We start from the raw sequence: 21,232 nt of genomic DNA, 5'->3' as shown, positions 1-21,232 counted from the left end.
TTCGGCCTAAAAGGCGATTTTGGGAATGGTCGTAATCACTGGCACCCCAAGGTGTTTCTCGAGAGTCTTACGCGAGCGAATCGAATTGTCAGCCAGTTCAACAATGGTTGCCAAACCGATCCCTAAACCTGCTCCGCCAATGAATCCTAAAATGACAAATACAAACGCTGGCAGGTTGGCAGGAATCGTTGGTGTGTAAGGTTCATCAATGACTTTCACACGTTTGTTTTCCTCAAACACACCTAAAGACCCGGTGAGCTGTGCCATTTCGTAACGTTCAACCAGTTCGTCATACAACTCGCGTTTCACTGTCACGTCGCGAGCGAGACGGTTGATTTCAGTTGCGGTACTACCAAAACGGTTTGCATTGACTTCTAGTTCCTGAATCATACTTTGCAGGCTAATGGTTTCTTCCTGAAGCGACTCGTATCGCCCGCGCATGATTTGCAATTGATGAAGCTGAGAAACAAGCAGAGGTTGCGCATCACCAATATTGCTTACCGTTGCTGTACTGGCGATATCCCAAAGCTGATTGCTGTTCATTTCAGGTTGTTTTGAGTTGAGTAGAACCGAACGCTCTTGCTCTAGGCGATTTAGTTCGCGCAGCTTACCTTGAACCATACTGTGTGCTTCTGTGTACTTGGCGCGAAGTAGGGTTAATTCACTGCGGATCTCGATGATTTGTTCCTCAATCTTACCAATCACTGGGTTGGTCTTTGAAAGCTGTTGGTCCAAGCTACCCAAGCTTCGTTTTACACCTGCTAGTTCCGCTTCTTTCTCTGCCAATGTCTGCTTTAGGCTCGCTAAACGAGTCAGGCTTTGCGCTTGCATCTCTGGTGTCGCGTGCGAGTAGGCGTTTTTGTACTCCGCAAAAGCTTGCTCGGCTTTATCCAATTCTTCGCGGCGCTTATCGATGTGAATGGTAAGAAAGTGGCTTGAATCTTTAATTGAAGAGCGCTCTGGTGCAAGCAACTGTTCCACAAAATGGTCGCTGACGGAACCAAGCACTTCTTCCATGCCTTCAGATTTACCACTGGTTAACTGGATTTGAATGAAGTCTTTACCAAGCTGTTGAACCGTGAGACGATTAGCAAGATCTTTAATGATGAACTCTTGCTCTTTCGGACCCATGGTGTCGTCAATCAAGCCTTGTTCCTGAGCAACCGAATACAGCACATGACGGCTTTTTAGTAAGGTGCTTAATGCGCTCAAGCGGTCTTTCAGCATAGTCGAGACGGCAAGGTCCTCAAGGAACGGGTTCATTTTTGCTGTTTCTTGAATCAACATGCTCGTGTGCGCCACATATTTCGTAGGCATCATTTTACTGACGACAAACCCCAAGATTGGTAACACCAACATAGGAATGACAATCAGGTAACGACGTCGCCACGCACCGTGCAGTAATAGGGTGATGTTGTCTCTTAAATCGTTCATAACGCCCTCACTAATTGCTCAACTTGACGTGCTCTTGATTGCCAACTTTGTTGTTGGATGATCGAGAGTGATCCTTCTGGTGGTGGGAGTAAGTGATTGAGGCTTGCACAAACATCATCCACGTCCGCCACAACATGCAACATGTGTTGGTAAGGCTTAAGTGCTGGGAAAGCCGTACTGATGACTGGTGTACCCGTTGCGAGGTATTCCAACAGTTTAAGTGGATTACAGGCTTGAATTTGCGCGTTATCGACGAATGGTAGCCAGCTCGCATCCCAATGCTGTGAGTAGCTAGGTAAATCTTGATGTGCTCGCGGTCCTAGGTAATGGACGTTGCTTCGTTGTGGCAACGGGTTGTGAGGAAATTCATTTGGACCAATAAAGACCAAGTCCCAATCTTGCGCTTGATCGGCCACTTGTTCTATCAAACGGTAATCTAACCATTCTGATAGGCTGCCGTAAAAACCCAGGACCTTGCGACCATTGTTTGGCATATCTTGCGCTTTGGCTGCTGGCTCTGAGAACAAACTGAAATCCACGCCATGCGGTAGGGTAACGGTTTTCTCTTGTGGAAACTCAGCGGCGAGTTTGTCACTCGCAGCCAGAATCAGGTCTGCGCTGTCAATCAGGTCTGCTTCATGTTTTAAAACGGTTTGGTGGTCCACACCTGCTAGCGCGCCAAAGTCATCACCACAGTAATAAACAACGCCTTTGGTGCTCATTTCTCGACAAATGTCCACAGCGGTAGGCAGTGATGTCCAAAAAACGGCATGTTGAAAGCCTAGCTCATTCAGCTTTTTGCTCAGTTGATGTTTCATCATTTTCGTCGCTACGCTACGTGCCCATTTCGATTTGGGAGCGGGAATCGTCAACAGAGTAATGGTGTGGATGTTTGCGTCTTCTTCACGACCGAAAGGCGTTTGGACCTTGTCTTGTTGTTTGACTGAACCAGTCAGTTTAGTGACGAGGCGTTTAGCGTCTTTCGGCGTAAATTTTGGCTGCCTTAAGCCAATAGAATTGACCCAAAGAATACGATGGTTGTTCGCTAGGTGCTTTATCAGATGTTGAGTGGAAGATGGCAAGCCGCCGAAGTCTTCTCCAAATACTACGATATCTGTCATCGTTCTCTCCTTGAGCCAATTGATTCGTTGTTGTTACTCAAAGACGTATCACGATGCGTGCCAAGGAATTAAGTTTTATTAAAACAATAAGTTAGGTTATTTCTTAATTTGAGAGAGTGAAGGTTTCTCATTTTGACAATCAGTTTGAACGATGCGATTTATCACTATGGTTAGTGCGGCAAGTATGTAAATCGGCCAAGTGAAGCCTTGAGTGAGGAAGGTCCCCGAGACTATGGTGCCGATAAGTCCGCTCAATACGGCGTTTGCACCTACAGATAGGGTGAAGTGGGATTTTTCAGTCAGAAGTGAAATGGAACTCAATGACGTTTTTACCAGAGAAACGATCAGAGTAATGAAAACCGCTAAACCAACAAAACCGGTTTCAGCCAGTACACCAAACCAAGTACTGTGCACTGCATGGTTAATGCCATCCCAATGCGGGCTATAGAAGAAGTAGTTGTAGTAGAAGTTCTCTAAACCAACGCCTGTGATTGGGTTATCGAGTGCCATTTTGAAAGCCGCTTCCCAAGCGTACAAACGTCCCATTGCCGAGGCATCAATACCGGCTTCCGCTGCGCCGCCCGATGCTCGCCCAGAGATCCCAGCTACAGCATAAAGAATCAAAGCCGCGACTAAGCCTAGGAAGACAACCAATGCCTTACTCTTGATGTGTTTGAACGCGAAATACGCGAAAACTGAAAGCGCTCCTAATAGACCACCGCGGCTTTGTGTCTCAAGGATAGACATAAACAGAATGATACAAGTGAGCAGCGCGAACCCTCGCAGCCACATGGACGACCGTTTCTCGACCAATTGGCTCACCGTAAAGGCGAGGGGGAACATCAAAACCAGCGCCAAGTCATTGGGGTCGCCTAATACCGAGCCGAATGAACGACCAATCGACACACGCGTTCCTTCAACGATATCAATGCCGTTAGTGGCGTTATAAAGTGCAACGAGTCCGACCAACAACCCAGCAACGATAATCGCTTTTGACATTTGTGCGAGTTGTTTGGGGGTGGTGATAAGCCAAGTGATCGCCAGTGTCATCACAATGATCTTCCAATACGTATTCTTGAACACGGTAATCGCGATGTCGCGTGCCGAGGCGAACACAATACCGATGATGACTAACGCCCAGAAGATGAACAGCCACTTTAAAGAAGGGTGCCAGAAGACCGATAGCTGACGACTGATCAATAGATGAAAAGACAGCGCTCCAAGTGCGCCCAAAGACAACAATAATGGGATTTTGAAGTTGTAGATAACGGGAAACGCTTCGTGAATTCGAAAGAAAGAGAAGATGACGAACAGAGTCACAAGCCAAAAGGTTTGGTTGAGCACAAACAAGATGGCAAGCGGAGCAAAACAAATTGCGACAATCAAAATCGGATGCGGCATCACCAACCACGCTAAAGCGATAACCACAGTAATGGTTATCGCAGCGATGATTTGGGTTGGTCTCACATCCGTGGCATTCATAACGTCACTCTTTTCGCTTCCGTTCTTAATCTCATCACAAGATTGCTACGTGTTTCCTTAGACATGTATCGGAAGGCGATGCCTGCAAGCAGTGTGCATGTCAAAATGCAAATCACAATCGCGCTTCCGATGGATTGAGTAGAGTAAAGCAGGAACAGTGCCACTCCTGAGATGATTTGTAATGCGACCATCAAACTTAGGTGGAAAGGAAGCTGCATACACTGTTGTCCAATCACGAACGTCATCGCCAGTTTGGCTAGTTGCGCGTAGTAAAGCGCGATGAATACGCCATAAATACCAAGAGAAGAAAGCGCAAATAGAAGAGTAATTGCGACGCCAGCGGCAACGACATTGATTCCCAGCAACCAGCGAGTGCGACGTTTGTAAAGAATCGCGATGTTCAGCAGTTCGCTCCATTCTTTGATCATAGCGATTGGCAGAAGAAACAATGTGTAAAGCGCGGCTTCTTGATACGTTTCTGGTAAAAACTGGCTGATCATAATGAAGGCAAGGGTCGCGACTAGGACAGTAAGTGCTGCAATATAAATCATGCCGAAGTGAGAAATTCTTACAGCTTCTTTACCACGATTACGCTCTAGATAGGCGAAGCGACGTGGCATCCACCACATACCGAATGGTTGAACCAAAATACACATGCCAATGGCAAACTTCACCGCAATCGCGTAAACACCAAGTGTTGCTAGTGAAGCGTTCGCACCAATGAACCAACGCTCGGCTCCATTCAAGCAAAAAGCAACCAGCGCAGACATCATGACAGGGATGCAGTAATGTAGATGTTGCTTTGCAATCGCCATGTCAGGCATGACCACTCTGTATTTATTGATAATGTGCAGCCAGGTAAATTGGATAACAGCGGCCAGTAGGCCACCAAGTAACACAGAAATGACGTGTGGGTGAATCATCAGAGCGGCAACAATGAATACAACTTGAAGCACGGTAGTGGTGACCATCACGCTAAGCAGCGTTTTTGCTTTGTCATCTTGCATGCGCAGCCAAGCAGTACCAATACCAATCGCGCCCTCCAAGATAATAGCTAGCATCAGTACGATAAATTCAAACTGAGAAAACGGGCTAGGTATCGGAGCAACTAGAATCGCAAGCAGTAAAACCAAACCAATCGCCGCTGCGATCCAAACAGAAAGCGAGTAGATCTGGTTAAGCATGGTCGCTTTCTTCTCGTTGTCTTTCTCTACACCAACAAAGCGGTAAAGGGCCTCGTGCATTGCCATGCTCGCAAGTAGCGCAGTGACAACACCGAAAGAAGTGAGTAACTCAAGTTTGCCCATTTGCTCTGGCGATAGAAATTGAGGAAGCACTGGCAGCATGATTAAGCTGATGCTTTTGTTGATCACCAACGCTATGGCGAACAGAGACATATTGGTCATGGCTTTAGACATGGTCATATCCTTTGACGTTGTCGCGCTTCTTTGCGCTGTCTTGAGCTTTATTAGTCGGGTCAGTACAAAGCTGTTGGGTAATATCGAAGTAACAACGTTCTGCGGTGTATAAACTCGCAACGTTTAGTGCTTCCATCCCCATGGTGACTTTTAGCCAAGGTGCTTCGTTTAAAAGTCGAATGGCATTGTGAAGAGAAGCGGCGTCTTTCGGTGTGTACTTAATGCAGTTCTTGCCATGGGTTAACACTCGATCCCAATAGCTGTCGTCATGTGGAATCACGACACACATACCAGCGGCTAACGCCTCTAAAATTGATAACCCAAACGGTTCGTTCTCACTGGTCGACACAAACACACCACACTGTGCTCGTAGCTCGTCAAGGTTGTCTGGCGATTCGTGCCATTCAATGTTTGCCTGAGTGAAATCTGGCTGTGAACATTCAACGCCTTCAATGTTAGGTTTGATGTAGCAGATGGTCGCATTTAGGTTCGCTGACTCATCCAGCTTCATCGCGTCGAGCAACAGATCAACGTTCTTCCATTTCAAGAGGCTGGCAGCCCAGAACACTCGATTAGAAATCGGGTTTGCTTGCTTTGGCGCGCGTTCTGAAGACAAGCCGTTCACAAAAGAAGAGGTGTTTAAGGTTGTCCAAAAGCGTTCTACCGCCGGTTTTGGCATTTTTAAATAGGCAGCAAGCGCATCAATCATGGAAGCACGAGTGTTCGATAAATAATGAATCGCAGACGCTTTTACTAAGCAGTAGCCAGATGAGCGAGACACGCCGACTGGACCATGCACCATTTGCACGATAGGTTTGCGATTGAACAGACGAAGCAGGTACAAAGGCATGTCGTTGTTTGGTGAAGACAAGCCCATAAACCAGTCGAGTTTTGGTAGTTTGAACGTGACCAAAATCAGTTGCACCAGGTAAAAACAGTTCATCAACCAATAAGCGATACCATGATGAGACGTGAATGGAGAACGCTTGATTTTCAATACCTGTACGCGAGGGTTTGAGCTGAATGTGGCAGTCCAGTGTTCTGGATTTGTCGTCACGACATAGCTAATCACATCACGTTGGTCACACTGTTTAATCAACTCAGCGTTGGCAATTTTCGAACCGCCTTGCATTGGGATGGCGTCAAACATCAATACACGTTTCATGGTGAGCTCCTTAGTTGATGTTTAACCAGCGCGAAATTGGTTTCATACAGTGGCTGACAGGCATAGGTGTCAGTTCTTTCTGCGTCAGTTCATCGTGGTAAATGTCTTCAATCGCTTTTACTGAGGCAGAAACCGTTAGATGCTGATTCGCGTGTTGATGCGCATTCTCGGCTAGCTTATTTCGTAGCGGCGCATCTTGAATCATTTGCTGAATCGCATTTAACAGACTCGCCATACCGTGATTGGCGAACAATAGGGCACTGTGGTTGTGCTCAAACAGCTCCGGGATACCACCTGTTTTTGGTGCAATGATTGGCAACTTCGCTAGTGCCGCCTCACCAAGAACAAGACCAAATGCCTCTTCGTAAGCACCACTGATGAAGGCATCTACATTACCTTTCATCCAGTCTCCGGCGTTGTGTTGTTCCCCAACAAAATGCACACGATCCTCCACACCTAAATCAACGGCTAACTGCTTCAACGCGATACGTTCTTCACCATCACCAACAATCACCAAATGCGGATTATGTTGATGGTAGTTGTGCATACGCATGGCTTGGATTAAGCGGTCAAAGCCTTTGCGTTTAATGAGAGATCCAACCGAAATAAAGGTGAATGCTTGGTGAGGAATGCCCAGACGATCTTTGACATCGATAGGTGCATCGTGACTCTCCAACGACACGCCGTTATGAACGACATGAAGATGTTCTTCTGGGTAGCCATCTTTGAGAATCTCGTGACCCACATCTTTACTCACACAAATCAATTTTGGAGAAAGGTGCAGACCCAGTGAGAAGCGGTCACGCAAGGTGTAGTGGCAATGAAGCTGCGTTACCAAAGGAATGTGATTCATTCGAGCAGCTAGGCACATCCATTGGCATGGGCCGCCGCTGTTTACGTGGACAAGGTCAATGTTGTGCTTTTCGATCAACGCTGTGCCTTGTTTGATCAAATCGTTCCAACCACTGATGTCCCAGCGAGGCGTGTTCCAACCGCCAACAAGGCTGAAGTTCGAATGTTCTGCTTCGATGCCTAGAGATTGGCATCTCTCAATCAAAGGCTCGCAGTTTGACCAGACAATCGGTTGGTACTGGTCGCGATCAATATTTGTGATGAGGTCAAGCAGTACTACTTCGCTGCCGCGAATCCAGTTATCACCATAATGAACGTAAAGAATGCGTTTTGGAGTAGTCATAGTCGTTACCTCGGTTAGCCAATCTGTTTGGATTAGCTATTGCAACCGAGATGCCAAAATATGCTATTGCTTTAAGTGTCTGTTTTTGATTGGGAAATGCAGTGGGTGCGAAAATCAGATACGAAACTTCTCAAATTGAGAATAGATATGCATCAAGTGTGATTCTCAATTTGGTAGCGTTCAATCAGAATAGGAATGATGCTGCGAGAGGAATAGTGCGCTTTGATGGTCTCAATTGCTTTGTGGCGCATTGGGTATTGTTCGCTATGGCTCATTTCCAACCAGTTATTGATCTTGTCGGTTAGTGCCGGAATATCGTGAGCGAGGAATCCATTTTGACCATCTTGGATCAAATCAGGAAGGCGACCAACGTCAAGGCTTATCACAACGATACCACGCGCCATCGCCTCTAACGCCGCCATTGGCAAGCCCTCATAGCGCGATGAAATGACGAGAACGCTGATATTGCGCCAAACGGCATCCATGTCACTTTGATGACCGTGAAATATCACGTTGGTAGGTGCGCTTTCTACGAGTCTCGGTTTTTCGGGGCCGTCACCATAAATAGAGAACTCGACATCAGGAATTTGGCGGGCAATATCGATGAAGCGGTCTGCGCCTTTCTCATGGCTTAGGCGACCAACAAATGCGATTTCTTTGTAACGACAATGCTGTTCGGGAATCGTGACAAAGTTATTGAGCAATTCTGATTGAGTAGGGAGCTTGTCTTGAATGGCCTGACTCACCGCAAAGCTATGATCAGAGAGCCGCGCGGAATATCGGTCCAGCCAGTCATACACCCAAACTTTGCCCGTTGGTGTTTCACCGGCGTGGTAGGTGGAAATTAAACGGGGAAAAGTACGGGTGAATAGCTTTGCGCTTCTGGCTAACAGTGCCGCTTTGTAACCATGGGTGTGAATAACGCTGGGTTGATGCTCGGCCACCGCGCCAGTGATTTGTTTGACTGGAATGGTTTTTGACCGTTCTGACTTTGGGCACAGGTGCCACAAATAACTCACAGGGATTTGAGCCTGATTTAATTTGTCGATAAGTGGTGCTGGTGGATCGTATTCCACCACCAACACAACTCGTACGTTAACATGAAAGGACTGCAACCCTGTGGCGAGTTCGACTACATGGCTTTCAATACCACCGTAAATACGGCTATCCAGCAGAATCCAAACTTCGCCGACAACTGGGATCTCAAGATTGTTCGAGATTAGCTTCATCCGCTTCCCACGCTTGTTTTTTACGATACACAGTGGAAGGGCTAAGCTCCAACATCACCGCCGCGTTAAGCACGTTACCATCACAATACGCAATGGCGTTTTGAATCGCCTCTCGCTCAACTTTCCACATTGGACGAATGGTGCCATCGGAATTGAAGTAAGGCGATGACACTTGCGCCGCAGGGCTTGCTGGAGGCGCTTCGTTCGTAACCATAGTTGAGGCGAACTCTGGTTGCGCGGATGTTTCTACAGGCGCACTTTCTAATGGTTGTGCTTGCATTGGCGTTGCAGCGGTGACTGGATTTACCGCGGCTACTTGAGCACTTTCAACATGAGGTGGTGTGACAGTGCGTGCTTTTGACGGTTTGCGAGTCAGTTGAGCGGGTAGGTGTGCCAGAGTCACTTTGTCATCGTCATTCAACACGACTATGTTGCGAATGATGTTTTGCAACTGACGCACATTGCCTGGCCAGTCATAGTGCTTAATCACATGTTGGGCTTCGCTGTCGATATTGCTGAACTTCTTCTTATCCTGCTTCGCGTATGTGGTTAAGAAATGCTTAGCAAGTGTGACAATGTCACTACCACGTTCGCGAAGTGGCGGCATATCGATTGGAACAACGTGCACACGATAGTATAAGTCTTCGCGGAAACGTCCTTCTTCCACTTCGGTCAATGGATCTCGGTTGGTTGCACAGATAATCCGAACATCCACCTTCATCTCTTTGGTGCCACCAAGCGGGGTGTAGGTTCCGGTTTGCAGAAAACGTAGAAGTTTTTTCTGCATCTCAAGTTCCATTTCACACAGTTCGTCTAGGAATAGTGTACCGCCGTGGGCAAGCGTTGCTGCACCTTTACGGTCTGTGGTTGCGCCGGTAAATGCGCCTTTAACGTGACCAAAAATTTCACTCTCCATCAAATCGCGAGGGATAGCACTACAGTTAATGGCAATGAAAGGTTTGTCTCGGCGATCGCTTTGTCTGTGAACGGCTTCTGCACACACTTCCTTACCCGTACCACTTTCACCAACGATAAACACGCTTGCAGAGGTTGGGGCAACCGCATCAATGGTTTTGTATACCGCTTGCATCGGTAGGCTAGAGCCAATAAAACCATGGTAGTTGTGGCGATCGAAGGTTGATTGAATGTTCTCGACGAGATTTTCTAATTTCGCGCGTTTTAAGTGAAGAGCGACTGAGGTTTTTAAACGGTCCGCATTGATGGGCTTCTCTAGGAAGTCTTCCGCGCCTTTCTGGATCAGATTGACCGCGAGATCGACACTGCCGTGCGCCGTTGCGATGATGACAGAGGTCGGGATCTCGTTTTCATTGATCCAGTCCAACACGTCTTCGCCCGACATGTCCGGAAGTTTAAGGTCGAGAATGATAAGTTGCGGTTTGCTGCGCTCAATGAATTGAATCGCCTCACGTCCCGTTTCTACGTGGAAGATGTCGTAAGGCTCATCCTTGACGTACTGCTTATAAAGTATGGCTAGTGAAGTAGAGTCTTCTACCAGTAACACCCTTGGTCTCATAATCCTTTCCCAACTTTCTTCAATTCGTTGTTTTAATGCGTTAAGTCGGCTTGAGGTTCATGCTGTCATGATAAGTTCGTTTTTCTTGCCTCAAGCTGATGGCTTCTTTTCGATTCTCATTTTGAGAATCTTTATATTTAAGTATTAGCACACGCTGTGAGGATTGCAGAAAATTCTTTATTTTTTAGTTAATTAAATCCCTGAAATTTGTTGTTAGTCTTCAAACCCTTGCTCTTTTCTTTGGTTTAGCGCGGTAAAAGACTGTTCTGCCAGTTCTGGTAAGGATTGGCAAAGCTCAAAAGCTTGTTTTGTATTACCTTCAACACAGTATTTCTCGATGGTGCGAGCATGACGCGATAGAGTGCGATTACCCAAGGCAAGTGCAGAGCTACCAAGCGTGTGCACTTCAAACTCCATCGCTTCTTTGTCTTGGCTGTTGAGTGCCTGCTGAATCTTTTCGACGCGCTCACGAGATTCCTCAATATAGTGCTCGATTAAGGTAGGCATGATTTCCGCACAGGTGTCTTTGATCATTTGCTGAAGAATCAACTCATCAACCAATTCTTGCTCCAACGTTACATCAGTTTGAGTATTCATAGTGCGCGCTCCCTATAAGGTAAATAATTCGCTGTTCTTTATTTGTTTCGATATTTTCGCTTTCAGCTTCTCTGGCAAAAAGCGCAGTTTTTTCACCTGACGAATCAGTTCGTCTTTTAAACCTGCGTTGTGCTTCATGTTGAGCACAGCGCCTAGCAGATTGGCATTGCTGGTTTCTAATAGCTTTTTAGCTTGGTCGATTTGGCTCGTAGTCGTTGAGCCGTAACTGGCAACCAGTACACAAGTATCGCAAACGCCTGCAACGACTTGGGCAGGAATGTTGCTGCGGTTCATGCTCAGTAGCGGTGAAGTGTCAATTACCACTCGGTCGTATTGCTCAAGCCACTTATCGACCGCCTTTCGCAACATGGTTGGGTCGCGATAGGCGAGTTGTGTGCTCGCAAGGGAAGGGACGGTTAACCCTACCAGCGTTTGATGGTCTTCCTCACGAGAGATCAATTGTCCGACTTCTTCCGGTTCTTCTTCAAAAGCATGAACTGTGCTGTAAGCGGGCTTGAACAGGTTCAAGTCGACATAAAGTGTTTTATGACCTGCAAGAATCAAACGCTCCGCCAGTGCAGAAGCCACAGACGTAACCCCATCTTCAGACTGACAAGCCACGACACTAATTGACCTGTAGCCCTTGAGTTCACTTTGAAGATAGATTTGCTCAATCTCAGCATGTGTTGCAGGAATAGTCATTACAGCGCTCCTATTAACACTATAGTGGTGGTGATTTGTAGCAAGTCACGTAAACCAGCACGGGCTTTCTCAGCAAAACTTTCGTCTTTGTGCGGAACATAAATCGTATCACCGGCACGAATCACAGGCAGGTCGTAAATGTTGGCGGTTTTGCTGAATTCAACCAAGTTAAACACGCGTGCCTGACCTTGGCAGCAAGACATGTTAACCACACTGATCTTCTCAACGTAAGCACTGTCACTCGGTCCACCAGCTTCAGCAAGCAGGTCAAGAATGGTCATGTTGTCATTGAAGACATAGCGGCCCGGAGCATGTACTTCACCCAGTACGCGAACTGTGGATTCTTTAGAGCGATCAAGCCAGTTCTTGTCTTTCTCTGGAATGTAGATGGTATCGCCAGGGCGTACATCTGGCAGAATTGATTCATCGCCAGTTTCAAAGTAAAGCGACAGGTTAAGTTTGCTTACTTTTGCGTAACCCAAACCACGATGCGTCACTCGGATGTTATGAATATCAGCATCTTTGGTAGGACCATCAGCCGCAGACAAGATATCTAGGAAATGCATCTCTTTGGTAAAGCGGTAACGACCCGGCGCATTGATCTGACCGAACACATAAATTGATGCATCAGAGCTTTGGCTGACCCACTGTGATTTGTTGTCTGATGGGTCGTCTGGTAACGCATGAACACGAACCACTGTGCCTGCTGAAACCCTTGGCAACTTAGAATGTGGTGAGCCTTGTAGTATGTATTTATCCAAATCAAACTTGGTCACTTTACCGTTGTTGGAGATTTCAATCTTACTGGTGTCCGCACGGCGAGTAGGGCCGCCGACATGGGCAATCAAATCGATCAAGTCCATTTCGTCTGACCATTCGATACGACCGGGACGAACCACTTCACCCATTACAGCGACCGCACGACTTGGTGCAACCTTCAACCATGACTTTTCATTCATGTCGGTTTTTTCAGGGACGAAGATAGCGTCACCCGGTCCAACCGTCGGTACTTTTTGTTTAGACAGTCCTTCGGTGTGAGCGGTTAAGTCGAAATTGATGACACCACCATCCGCTTTGATAACGCGGATTTGGCGAGATTCTGCAAAACGTGTTGGACCACCTGCGTTAGCAAGAATGTCCATAAAGCTCGCACCTTTCTTACCTTCGTAGGCTCCAGGGTGAGCCACTTCACCCATCACGTAAACCACGTTCGCGCCGGCTTTGATCTCTTCTTCCTGCTTTGGCACAAAGATGGTTGCACCCGGAAGGATCTCTGGCAGCAAGCTCTGGTCGCCTGTATCTAGGTAGCGCTTTAAGTTAAACATAATTGGCGTGTTGTTGGTGATAACGCGGATTTGTTCCACACTAGCGTAACGGGTAACACCGCCGGCACGCATGACCACATCGACAAGTGTCGTGTTAGGTTTGTAGGTAAATGATCCCGGAGCGTTTACTTCACCGAATACTTTAATTGCGCGGGCAGAATCGGCACTGTCGCCGGAGTTTGCTAGTTTCGCTGCATCGAATTCTTGTTCAATATTACCCACCAACGGTGAAGCAGGGACGAAAAGAACGTCCAATGATTCTAGAGTTGGCAGTTTTGAATCGTCACCGGTATCGAGAAAGCGTTTGTAGTCGAACTCAATGTTCTTGTTGCCACGCTTTACGATGATTTTATCAAGCTGAGCACCAGCACGTAGGCCGCCAGCTTCATAAAGGAACATTTGAATATTGGAGCCAGATGGAAGCGTATATTCGCCCGGCTTAACCACGTAGCCCTGTACTGAAATCAATAGCTGTTGTTGTTTGATGAATACGCGTGCGTTACTTACATCGCGGAACACAGTTTTAAGGTTATCGGTGATGACATTTTGAAGCTGAGTCTCGTTGTAACCCGCAACAAAAACCGGACCGATTTCAGGCAGATTGATGCGGCCACGTTTATCAACTTGAAAACCTTTATTCAGAGATGCTTCGCCGGGCAGGTTGATTTGTACCAAATCGCCGACTTTAACCACGTCATCTTCCGCTGCCCACGCTGTATTTATGGTGATTAAACACAGCATCAGTAGGGTGGTGATGGCTTTGAGTATTCTCATAGTGTGCCTCCCATTTCTGCGCTTGTGTCTGAATTAGCGTTCAGGACTTCGATGCTCACGCGGCGATTAGTCAAACGAACCGCTGGTGTTTGCCCTTCGTAAAGGGGCAGTGTTTCGCCCACAGATTTGGTTTGCACACGGTCAGAGGTGATGCCAAATACGTTCAAGTAACGCTTAACTTGCTCTGCTCGGTCTTGAGCCAATTTTTGGTTATATTCCGGTGTGCCCGTTGCGTCTGCATGTCCGGTTACGACCAGAGACAAAGATGGATGGTCACGAAGGATATAAGCTGCCTCAGCAAGATGTCCCATGTACTTTGGGTTGATCTCCGCAGAGTCGACGGCGAATTGATTGTCTACGTTCAGGAGGTCATAGATGTCCGCAACGATGTTTAGGTCACTGCGCAGTGCTTCTATGTCCTGTGGTGGTTTACACGTAGTTTGCGACAATACGTAATCGAGCTGTTGCTCAAGTTGGTTTAGGCGTCGGCGCTGAATCACGATGTCGTTGGCTGCATCAAGGAGCAGTCCGCCTTCCAACTCACGAGCGATACGGTTTTGTTTCTCAAGTGCCTGCACAACGGCAGCAGGAAAACACCAGCGTGCGCCTTCTTGAATCAAAGCATCCAAGTGCAGCTTGGTTAACTGCCAATCGAAACGTAAACCGTGCTCAGGGCCAAGAGGCTCGTCGGGCATCACTGGTGAAAACTGATAATTCTCGATAGAAATATCTTGGTAGCTTTCAGCCATGCCACCCTTGCCATGATCAGGGTAGTTAAACGTTGAGCAACCAAACATGCCGACAACGAGACTACAAAACACACTTTGTCGTAAAAGATTCACCATGCCAACCTCCGTATTAACCGGTATTTTTTTAATGACCTTTTGAATTGACCGGGATAGCGTGATTGATGCGTAACAGGCTCATGATCTCCAATGGCTGTCCCGATACGTTTTCAATAATCATGCTACGCTCACGTTCAACTAGGCGCTTATATAGATAAACAATGGCACCAATCCCTGAAGAATCAAGAAATTGGACGTGTTGCAGATTGATTTCTACTTCCTTGTGATCGTCACTGTGAATCACCTCATCAATTTGATGTTGTGCTTGACGGCAGCCTTTTGCATCGAGGTCACCAAAAAATTCGATAGTTAGCGTGTTTGGGGTAGTTTCAAGTTTACGTAGTTCCATGATGCTTTCTCCATTTATTCGATTTCCTGATTTGGATAGAGCAGGGAACGTGCCAAATAAAAAATCCTTTAATTACATAGCATTAAATAAGTGTAGAGCGATGTTTCATATTGAAAATCTGGTTTTTCTCAATATGAGAATCAAAAAAGTGAATCGTTTTAGGGGTTTATAAATGCTAATCCGATCTGATCTTTATGTATGCAGTTGCACTTATTTGCTTATGAGTATTGCGTTGAGTCGTAGAACGTAAAATGTGGGTTAGGCGTTTACAGAGAGGTACGGTTCAATAGAGGTGCTTTTTCGTACAAGGTTCCCGCATGCCATTAAGAATGACATTGATTGCCCTCGCTGTAATAGCTTCCGCCCAGCCTCAAGCTGATCCCAACTTACTACCACCTGTTTCACTTGCCGATTCCTATCAAGACGGAATAGATGTATCCCAGTACTGGTATAGCGAAAAGCTTGATGGCATTCGGGCGTACTGGACGGGACAACATCTAGTGACACGAAATGGAAATCGCATCTACGCGCCAGATTGGTTTATCCGAGTGTTACCTGATTATCCTTTAGATGGCGAATTGTGGGCAGGGCGAGGTAACTTCCATCTTGTTCAGCAGACGGTTTTAGACAGAACACCGGTAGACAGTGCTTGGCAAAGAATCGACTTCATGCTGTTTGATATGCCTTATTCGGCTGGTGATTACAGAAAACGGTACTACAACATTCAGGACCTAGTGTTTGCGATTGACGCGCCTCATATTAAGTACGTTGAGCATCGTGCAATTCAAGATGAGAAACATTTGTTCGAACAACTCGACCAAATTTCGCAATCTGACGGTGAAGGTGTCATGTTGAGAAAGGTATCAAGCCGTTATCAGGCAGGAAGAGGCAGTGATTTACTCAAGCTCAAACGCTTTGAAGATGCAGAAGCCTTAGTGGTCGGTTACAAGCCAGGGACCGGACGTTTACTGGGAATGATGGGAGCGTTATTGGTGCGTTTGAGCAATGGCACAGAGTTTTATATTGGCAGTGGCTTTACCGATGATGTAAGAAAGTCGCCGCCACGAATCGGCTCGACAATCACATTTCGTTTTAACGGCTATACCCATAATGGAAAACCACGATTTGCCCGATTCTTAAGAGAGCGAGTTCCACAATAAATCGAAGCTACTGATTGCCAACACTCACACCGCAGCGTTTAAATAAGTCTTTCCAGAATTGCACATGCTCCAATGTCTTTTGTCGAAATTGGTCATGTGCTTTTTCAATACCGTAATTTGCACCATGTGCAGCCATTCTTTGTTCGACTAATTTAATCCCGCCATCGAGCTGCTGATAAGTACTGTCGACAAACGCCATGTAAGGTTGAACCTCGCCGACATAAATCGACTGAAATACGTTTCTCAAATAGCGGAACTGCGTGGTATCTCGGTTAGCACCACAAATAATTTTGTCTTGGTTTGCTTCGAGCATTTGTGTGGTTTGTTCTAGCCAACGGGTCGCATCAATCAAGGTGTAATACAGTCGTCCAACGAGACGTGTTTTTTCAATCTCTTCTTGATAGTTCACTATCGTTACGTCGGGTAAGCGAGAAAGGGTGCGATAAGGTGTTTGGTACATTTCATCCAAAGCAATGAAAGCGTCTCGTACGTGGGCAACTTGGTCTTTGCTCTCCATCGGCAACCATTCAGACCCGGTTAATTGCTTGCGCATGGCATCGCTAGTCAGCAACATATTGTCGAGATGTACGGTTAGGTGATGCCATTTCTGATCGTACAAACCGTTAAGTTTTGTGCTTTCTTCGTCACTCAATGGGTAATCATTCAAACAACCATTCAGCGTTCTGAGCAGATTGGTTTGATAGTCGAAATCGTAAAAGGCGTCTTGGACTTTACCCAATTGCGAGTTTTTTTCTGCGAGCAAGTTGAATAGACCACATTGACGCAATTGATAGCTTTCCAATAGGCCAAGTGATAGGCGAGGGAGCTCTTGAAACAGTTCTCTTTTCTCAGGAACAGTGACAGCTGGAGAAGCCTCTAGGTCAGATTCTGATGTGTCTAACACGTTAGCCAAGCGTTGATTGTATTTTTCGAATATCGCTTTTTCTGGGTTAAACCATTCGTTACACCCAGTGAGTAAGCTTGTCGATAATAAAAGCGCCGTAGCAACAAGTGAATTTCTCACAGCATTTCCTTTTTAATCACTTAGATAAGTATACTTTGTGACGCGCGGGAGAGATCAAAAAAGCCAGCGTTCGCTGGCTTTAAGATTTGATAGTCGAAGTTTGAATTACTGCTGAGAGAAATTCAACTGCACTTCTGGGTCTTGGCGGTGCATCCAACGCAAGCGAATACCTAGTAGGAATGCAGCCGACGATAGACCAATGATAAAGCCTAACCAGAAACCTTGTGCGCCCATAGGCTCAACAATCCAGTCTGTACGACCTAACACGTAGCCGATTGGCAAACCAAGCAACCAGTAGGCGATAAAGGTACGGTTGAAGATCGCGCGCATGTCTTTGTAACCGCGCAGAGCACCTGCCGCAATAACTTGCACTGCATCGGTACATTGGTAAATTGCTGCAAACAGCAGTAGCACCATTGCCAGTTCGATAACTTCAGGGTTATTGGTGTAAAGCAGGGCAATTTGCTCACGGAACACAACAGTTAGAATTGCCGTCATCATCGCAAGAGCAAGACCAACCATCACACCTACGCGAGAAGCAACACGTGCACCATCAACGTTTTCTTCACCCAAGCGGTGACCAACGCGAATACTCACCGCAGCACCCACACTCATTGGTAGCATGAAAACAAGTGAAGAGAAGTTAATTGCTACTTGGTGCGCGGCAACAATGATCGAACCGAGTGGAGAGACCAAAAGCGCAACCACGGCAAACAACGTCACTTCAAAGAACAACGCTGCAGCGACAGGGAAGCCCAGTTTGAATAGACGAATTTGAGCCTTAAGTTGAGGCTTGTGGAACTCGCCAAAAAGATTGATGCTTTTTAGTCGTGCAGAAGTGGTTACGTAAAGAAGCAGTAAGCCAAACATCACCCAGTAGACGATCGCGGTTGCAACACCACAGCCCACACCGCCTAGTGCAGGTGCACCGAATTTACCGTAAACGAAAATCCAGTTAAGTGGGATGTTCAGCATCAAGCCGATAAAGCCGATGAACATCGCAGGCTTCGTTAGCGACATACCATCAGTAAAGCTGCGTAAAGTTTGGAACAGCAAGAACGCTGGTACAGCAAAAATAACCGCATGGATATAGCCAATGGTTTTCTCTGTCATTGCTGCCTCGACATCCATTAACCCAAGAATGAACTGGGTTTGGAATAACACTCCGATGATTGGAATGCTGATCAGTAGGGCAAGCACAATGCCTTGTTGGATCTCGAATGGGATTTTAACGCGGCGACCTGAACCGTTTAGTTGAGCAACCACTGGTACAAGCGCCATCAATAAACCCACACCAAATAGAATTGATGGAAGCCAGATACTTGCAGCCACAGATACCGCAGCCATGTCCGTCGCGCTGACGCCACCTGCCATTACGGTATCGACAAAGCCCATCCCCGTCTGCGCGACAGAAGCGATCAACACAGGGGTGGCTAATTTAATAAGACTCGATGCTTCTTCTTTATAACGATGCACGAAATACTCCAGAGCGGAACAATATATTGTAAAAGAAATAATTTGAATCGAAAGAGAGTGCTCGAGGACAAAAGATGTGATGAACTGATCTGATGGTTGATTTTAGTCACTATAAGGTGAAAAAATGCCTCGGTGGAACTCCGCGCAGATGATAAACAATTGTATGCTCAGATACCATACCCACAAGATGTGGATTTTTGGTTAATTGATAGACGATTGTAAAAACAATCGGCGGACGTTTAGCTTGGCTATCAGTCGCTTCTAACAAATAGGTAAAAAGAATGTTTACAGGAATCGTTCAGGGTACGGCTAAAGTCGTTCATATCGACAAGAAAGATCGCTTTCAAACTCACGTTGTTGAACTGGAAGGCGCATTAAGTGAAGGTCTTGAAATTGGTGCGTCTGTCGCGCACAACGGTTGTTGCCTCACCGTAACGAAAATCGAAGGATCGCAAATCAGCTTTGACCTAATGCAAGCGACACTTGCGCTGACCAACCTAGGCGAATTGGTAGAAGGCGACAGCGTCAACATTGAACGCGCAGCAAAGTTCGGTGATGAGATTGGCGGCCACAGCATGTCTGGTCACATTAGCTTGATGGCAGAAATTGCAGAAGTCATTGATACGCCAAACAATCGCACCATTTGGTTTACGCTGCCAGAAGAGTCGATGAAGTACGTGCTTGCTAAAGGCTACATTGGCTTAGATGGGTGCTCACTGACCATTGGTGAAGTCGAAGACAACCGTTTCTCAGTACACTTAATTCCGGAAACGCTCGAAAGAACCTTATTTGGTCGTCGCCAAGTGGGTGAAAAAATCAACGTAGAATTCGATCCACAAACGCAAGCAATTGTTGATACGGTAGAACGTGTATTGGCTGCGAAGCAGCTCTAGTTCTGCGAGGAATAGCTACTCTGTTTAACTAGGCAAACGTAACAGGGTAAAAATAATAAAGGAGCACTTGAGGCTCCTTTTTTGTTTCTTCTGTTTTTAGGGGGGATGTGAGTTCCTACTCGTAGTTGTCGTCAATGAACAATTCGACCTTTTGCTGCAACTCATCAACTTTCATGTTGAGGTGAATCGCATGACAACAAGCCGGACAGTCATCATAGAACTCTTGGTTACCATTACTTGCATCGAGAGTGATGCCGATTGAGTGCCCGCAGTGGGGACATTTCACATGTCTTTCAGTGTAATTTTGCATACAAAAACTCCTAGTATTGCAGGGCTTTTAATACTTTATTGTAGAGAAAATACAGCCCTTATTTACTCGCTTGTCTCTTAGGGTTAGAGATACAACGTAAGCCGAGTTACTTAGAATATTAGGTGCTCTTGTTGCTAATTGAGTCGAAATAAGTACAAAAGTTGACCCCAAACCCAACGTTGGGCTTGGGGTCTTTCTCTAGAGTGATATGCGTCGAAAATTTACACTCAGCAATGATCTTTTCCTTCCAAATCAATAAGAAATTATCTTCTTAATTATCGATTGCGCTTGTTCCAGATAATGTCCGCCAAACAGGTTGCAATGGTTAAGAACATGATAGAGATTATAGATATCTTTACGTTCTTCATAGCCAACCGAAAGTGGTGCAACTGATTCATATCCTTGATAAAAATCAGGTTGGAAACCCCCAAATAACTCGGTCATGGCGAGGTCACATTCCCGATCTCCCCAGTAACAGGCTGGATCAAAACTAATAGGTCCTGCAGGGGTCAGTGCAACGTTTCCATTCCACAGGTCACCATGCAAAAGAGAAGGCTGAGGTGAGTGATTTGCTAAAAGCTGTTTCACGACGTCAATAAAGTCATCGATATCAACCAAAGATACGCCTTTTTCTTTCAGCAATTGTAATTGCCATCCGATCCGCTGCTCAGCGAAGAAGACGCACCATTTCTTGTGCCATTGATTTGGCTGAAGTGTCGACCCGATATAATTATCGCTGTCGAAACCGAACTCTTTTTGTTCACCCCACAAGTGAAGGCGAGCCAGTTGTTGGCCAAACTTAAAGCTGTTGCTGGCATCTTCAAGCGGTTTGGTTGGGAGGTAATTAAGGATAATAAATGAGTGCGTTTTAGTTTTACCGACTAAAACGACTTCAGGGACAAATAGAGTAGAGGTTTCACGCAAAAGGTGAAGGCTTTCCGCTTCTACTTCAAACTTGGCTAAGAAATCCCGATCATTAAGTTTGACGAAATAGCGTTGCTCTCCGTCATTGATCATGTAGCTTTCGCTAATGTCGCCGCCTGAAAGTTTCACTTTCTCGGTGATTTGATATTCAAACATTAAGGTATCAGAAAGCTGTTGCGATATTGCTTGCCACATACAAAACCTCGCTCATCTATTTGACCAACAATAGTTTAGGATAAACGGCGGAAGATTGACGCGCACTTGAGCAAACTTCG

The 21,232-nt window shown here is 46.3% G+C and carries 19 protein-coding genes; 2 read left to right on the top strand and 17 right to left on the bottom strand.

Annotation, left to right across the window (positions count from 1 at the left end; genetic code table 11):
- Positions 1 to 6 precede the first annotated feature (6 nt).
- The 13 genes from ACLIIY_RS07260 to ACLIIY_RS07200 form a co-directional block, all read right to left on the bottom strand.
- Positions 7 to 1,434, bottom strand: coding sequence for a GumC family protein (locus tag ACLIIY_RS07260; protein WP_054823653.1), 1,428 nt, complete (start codon positions 1,432 to 1,434; stop codon positions 7 to 9).
- Entirely contained in the window at positions 1,431 to 2,555 is a 1,125-nt protein-coding gene (locus ACLIIY_RS07255) for a glycosyltransferase (RefSeq protein ID WP_434528408.1), read from the bottom strand. The genes ACLIIY_RS07260 and ACLIIY_RS07255 overlap by 4 nt, the downstream gene beginning before the upstream one ends.
- Positions 2,556 to 2,651: 96 nt before the next feature.
- Positions 2,652 to 4,037, bottom strand: a complete 1,386-nt coding sequence (locus tag ACLIIY_RS07250) for an O-antigen ligase family protein (RefSeq protein ID WP_331439514.1) — start codon at positions 4,035 to 4,037, stop codon at positions 2,652 to 2,654.
- Positions 4,034 to 5,455 (bottom strand): lipopolysaccharide biosynthesis protein, encoded by a 1,422-nt coding sequence (locus ACLIIY_RS07245; RefSeq protein WP_434528407.1) that lies wholly within the window; start codon positions 5,453 to 5,455, stop codon positions 4,034 to 4,036. Before ACLIIY_RS07245 ends, ACLIIY_RS07250 begins: the two co-directional genes overlap by 4 nt.
- Complete coding sequence (locus ACLIIY_RS07240; RefSeq protein WP_434528406.1) at positions 5,448 to 6,620, bottom strand: glycosyltransferase family 4 protein; 1,173 nt, start codon at positions 6,618 to 6,620, stop codon at positions 5,448 to 5,450. Before ACLIIY_RS07240 ends, ACLIIY_RS07245 begins: the two co-directional genes overlap by 8 nt.
- A gap of 10 nt (positions 6,621 to 6,630) precedes the next feature.
- A complete protein-coding gene (locus tag ACLIIY_RS07235) occupies positions 6,631 to 7,815 on the bottom strand; it encodes a glycosyltransferase (RefSeq protein ID WP_434528405.1) in 1,185 nt (394 codons plus the stop codon).
- 152 nt (positions 7,816 to 7,967) lie between these two features.
- The gene (locus ACLIIY_RS07230; RefSeq protein ID WP_434528404.1) at positions 7,968 to 9,044 is read right to left on the bottom strand and encodes a glycosyltransferase family 4 protein; all 1,077 of its coding nucleotides are present in this window, start codon (positions 9,042 to 9,044) and stop codon (positions 7,968 to 7,970) included.
- On the bottom strand, positions 9,019 to 10,578 hold the full coding sequence (locus ACLIIY_RS07225) for a sigma 54-interacting transcriptional regulator (RefSeq protein ID WP_434528403.1): 1,560 nt from the start codon (positions 10,576 to 10,578) through the stop codon (positions 9,019 to 9,021). Before ACLIIY_RS07225 ends, ACLIIY_RS07230 begins: the two co-directional genes overlap by 26 nt.
- Before the next feature lie 213 nt (positions 10,579 to 10,791).
- The gene (locus ACLIIY_RS07220; protein ID WP_434528402.1) at positions 10,792 to 11,175 is read right to left on the bottom strand and encodes an Hpt domain-containing protein; all 384 of its coding nucleotides are present in this window, start codon (positions 11,173 to 11,175) and stop codon (positions 10,792 to 10,794) included.
- Positions 11,176 to 11,187: 12 nt separating this feature from the next.
- Positions 11,188 to 11,877, bottom strand: a complete 690-nt coding sequence (locus ACLIIY_RS07215) for an AAA family ATPase (RefSeq protein ID WP_041055789.1) — start codon at positions 11,875 to 11,877, stop codon at positions 11,188 to 11,190.
- Complete coding sequence (locus ACLIIY_RS07210) at positions 11,877 to 13,976, bottom strand: SLBB domain-containing protein (RefSeq protein WP_009706064.1); 2,100 nt, start codon at positions 13,974 to 13,976, stop codon at positions 11,877 to 11,879. The genes ACLIIY_RS07215 and ACLIIY_RS07210 overlap by 1 nt, the downstream gene beginning before the upstream one ends.
- Entirely contained in the window at positions 13,973 to 14,821 is an 849-nt protein-coding gene (locus tag ACLIIY_RS07205; RefSeq protein ID WP_020198006.1) for an OmpA family protein, read from the bottom strand. Before ACLIIY_RS07205 ends, ACLIIY_RS07210 begins: the two co-directional genes overlap by 4 nt.
- Positions 14,822 to 14,849: 28 nt before the next feature.
- Positions 14,850 to 15,170, bottom strand: coding sequence for an STAS domain-containing protein (locus ACLIIY_RS07200; RefSeq protein WP_005440957.1), 321 nt, complete (start codon positions 15,168 to 15,170; stop codon positions 14,850 to 14,852).
- A 317-nt stretch (positions 15,171 to 15,487) separates the two neighbouring features.
- Between ACLIIY_RS07200 and ACLIIY_RS07195 the strand changes: the two genes are divergently transcribed.
- Complete coding sequence (locus tag ACLIIY_RS07195; RefSeq protein ID WP_005440958.1) at positions 15,488 to 16,330, top strand: DNA ligase; 843 nt, start codon at positions 15,488 to 15,490, stop codon at positions 16,328 to 16,330.
- 7 nt (positions 16,331 to 16,337) lie between these two features.
- Here the strand turns inward: ACLIIY_RS07195 and ACLIIY_RS07190 are convergent, their stop codons facing one another.
- Both ACLIIY_RS07190 and ACLIIY_RS07185 read right to left on the bottom strand, forming a co-directional pair.
- Positions 16,338 to 17,354 carry a DUF3080 domain-containing protein gene (locus ACLIIY_RS07190; protein ID WP_434528401.1) on the bottom strand — a complete coding sequence of 339 codons (1,017 nt, stop codon included), beginning with the start codon at positions 17,352 to 17,354 and terminating at the stop codon, positions 16,338 to 16,340.
- A gap of 105 nt (positions 17,355 to 17,459) precedes the next feature.
- Positions 17,460 to 18,830: an MATE family efflux transporter gene (locus ACLIIY_RS07185; protein WP_009706068.1), complete on the bottom strand. Its 1,371-nt coding sequence runs from the start codon at positions 18,828 to 18,830 to the stop codon at positions 17,460 to 17,462.
- Positions 18,831 to 19,111: 281 nt separating this feature from the next.
- On the opposite strand from ACLIIY_RS07185, the gene ACLIIY_RS07180 reads away from it, so the two are divergent.
- Complete coding sequence (locus ACLIIY_RS07180; RefSeq protein WP_285375751.1) at positions 19,112 to 19,723, top strand: riboflavin synthase subunit alpha; 612 nt, start codon at positions 19,112 to 19,114, stop codon at positions 19,721 to 19,723.
- A gap of 115 nt (positions 19,724 to 19,838) precedes the next feature.
- Here the strand turns inward: ACLIIY_RS07180 and ACLIIY_RS07175 are convergent, their stop codons facing one another.
- Entirely contained in the window at positions 19,839 to 20,033 is a 195-nt protein-coding gene (locus ACLIIY_RS07175; protein WP_005427574.1) for a CPXCG motif-containing cysteine-rich protein, read from the bottom strand.
- A gap of 252 nt (positions 20,034 to 20,285) precedes the next feature.
- On the bottom strand, positions 20,286 to 21,152 hold the full coding sequence (locus tag ACLIIY_RS07170) for a fructosamine kinase family protein (protein ID WP_039840916.1): 867 nt from the start codon (positions 21,150 to 21,152) through the stop codon (positions 20,286 to 20,288).
- Between the last annotated feature and the right edge of the window lie 80 nt (positions 21,153 to 21,232).

The sequence above is a fragment of the Vibrio sp. K4 genome, assembly GCF_051122595.1.
In the GTDB taxonomy this organism is placed as follows: Bacteria; Pseudomonadota; Gammaproteobacteria; order Enterobacterales; family Vibrionaceae; genus Vibrio; species Vibrio owensii.
This window is presented reverse-complemented; position numbering and strand designations above follow the sequence as displayed.